Source organism: Nonomuraea sp. NPDC049624, from assembly GCF_040675255.1.
Taxonomy (GTDB): domain Bacteria; phylum Actinomycetota; class Actinomycetes; order Streptosporangiales; family Streptosporangiaceae; genus Nonomuraea.
In genome coordinates, this window is the sequence record NZ_JBFAOR010000033.1 from 3,095 (window position 1) to 4,930 (window position 1,836).

At 57.1% G+C, this 1,836-nt stretch carries 1 rRNA gene (running past one end of the window); it reads left to right on the top strand.

Annotated elements, in window-relative coordinates:
• Positions 1 to 1,823: ribosomal RNA gene (locus AB0J76_RS49415) — 23S ribosomal RNA — on the top strand; it begins 1,367 nt to the left of the window's first position.
• The last annotated feature ends 13 nt before the right edge of the window (positions 1,824 to 1,836 follow it).

Genomic DNA, 1,836 nt, shown 5'->3' on the forward strand with positions numbered 1-1,836 from the left:
GTTGATGGGTAGGGGAGCGTCGTGCAGCCGGCGAAGCAGCAGAGTGATCTAGTTGTGGAGGCTGTGCGAGTGAGAATGCAGGCATGAGTAGCGAATCGAGGGTGAGAAACCCTCGCGCCGGATGACCAAGGGTTCCTGGGGCAGGCTAATCCGCCCAGGGTAAGTCGGGACCTAAGGCGAGGCCGACAGGCGTAGTCGATGGACAACGGGTTGATATTCCCGTACCCGCTTTAACGCGCCCATATCGAACCTCGTGATGCTAAGAGTCCTTAACTCGCCTAAAGCCTTCGGGCTTGGGGTCAGAGTGAACGCTCGATCCGATCGGGTAGTAGGTAAGCGATGGGGTGACGCAGGAAGGTAGTCCAGCCCAGGCGATGGTTGTCCTGGGGTAAGCATGTAGGGAGTGGGGTAGGCAAATCCGCCTCACACGTATCCTGAGATGTGATGCCGAGCCGATTGTGGTGAAGTGGATGATCCTATGCTGCCGAGAAAAGCCTCTAGCGAGTGTTATGGCGGCCCGTACCCTAAACCGACTCAGGTGGTCAGGTAGAGAATACTAAGGCGATCGGGTGAACTGTGGTTAAGGAACTCGGCAAATTGCCCCCGTAACTTCGGGAGAAGGGGGACCTCTGCTGGTGATGAGTCTTGCACTCGGAGCTGGTGGGGGTCGCAGTGGCCAGGGGGAAGCGACTGTTTACTAAAAACACAGGTCCGTGCGAAGTCGTAAGACGATGTATACGGACTGACGCCTGCCCGGTGCCGGAACGTTAAGGGGACCGCTTAGCAGCAGCAATGTTGCGAAGGTGAGAACTTAAGCGCCGGTAAACGGCGGTGGTAACTATAACCATCCTAAGGTAGCGAAATTCCTTGTCGGGTAAGTTCCGACCTGCACGAATGGCGTAACGACTTCCCCGCTGTCTCAACCGCAGACCCGGCGAAATTGCACTACGAGTAAAGATGCTCGTTACGCGCAGCAGGACGGAAAGACCCCGGGACCTTCACTACAGCTTGACATTGGCGTTTGGAACGTCTTGTGTAGGATAGGTGGGAGACTGGGAAGCTCGGACGCTAGTTCGGGTGGAGTCATTGGTGAAATACCACTCTGGTCGTTTTGAACGTCTAACTCTGGTCCGTGATCCGGATCGGGGACAGTGTCTGGTGGGTAGTTTAACTGGGGCGGTTGCCTCCTAAAGGGTAACGGAGGCGCCCAAAGGTTCCCTCAGCCTGGTTGGCAATCAGGTGTTGAGTGTAAGTGCACAAGGGAGCTTGACTGTGAGACTGACGGGTCGAGCAGGAGCGAAAGCTGGGACTAGTGATCCGGCATCGGCGTGTGGAAGCGGTGTCGCTCAACGGCTAAAAGGTACCCCGGGGATAACAGGCTGATCTTCCCCAAGAGTCCATATCGACGGGATGGTTTGGCACCTCGATGTCGGCTCGTCGCATCCTGGGGCTGGAGTAGGTCCCAAGGGTTGGGCTGTTCGCCCATTAAAGCGGTACGCGAGCTGGGTTTAGAACGTCGCGAGACAGTTCGGTCCCTATCCGCTGCGCGCGCAGGAGACTTGAAAGGGGCTGTCCCTAGTACGAGAGGACCGGGACGGACGAACCTCTGGTGTGCCAGTTGTACCGCCAGGTGCACGGCTGGTTGGCTACGTTCGGAAGGGATAACCGCTGAAAGCATCTAAGCGGGAAGCTCGCCTTGAGATGAGGTCTCCCACCACGAGAGTGGGTAAGGCTCCCGGTAGACGACCGGGTTGATAGGCCGGAGGTGGAAGCACAGTAATGTGTGGAGCTGACCGGTACTAATAGGCCGAGGACTTGACCACAAAGCATAATGCT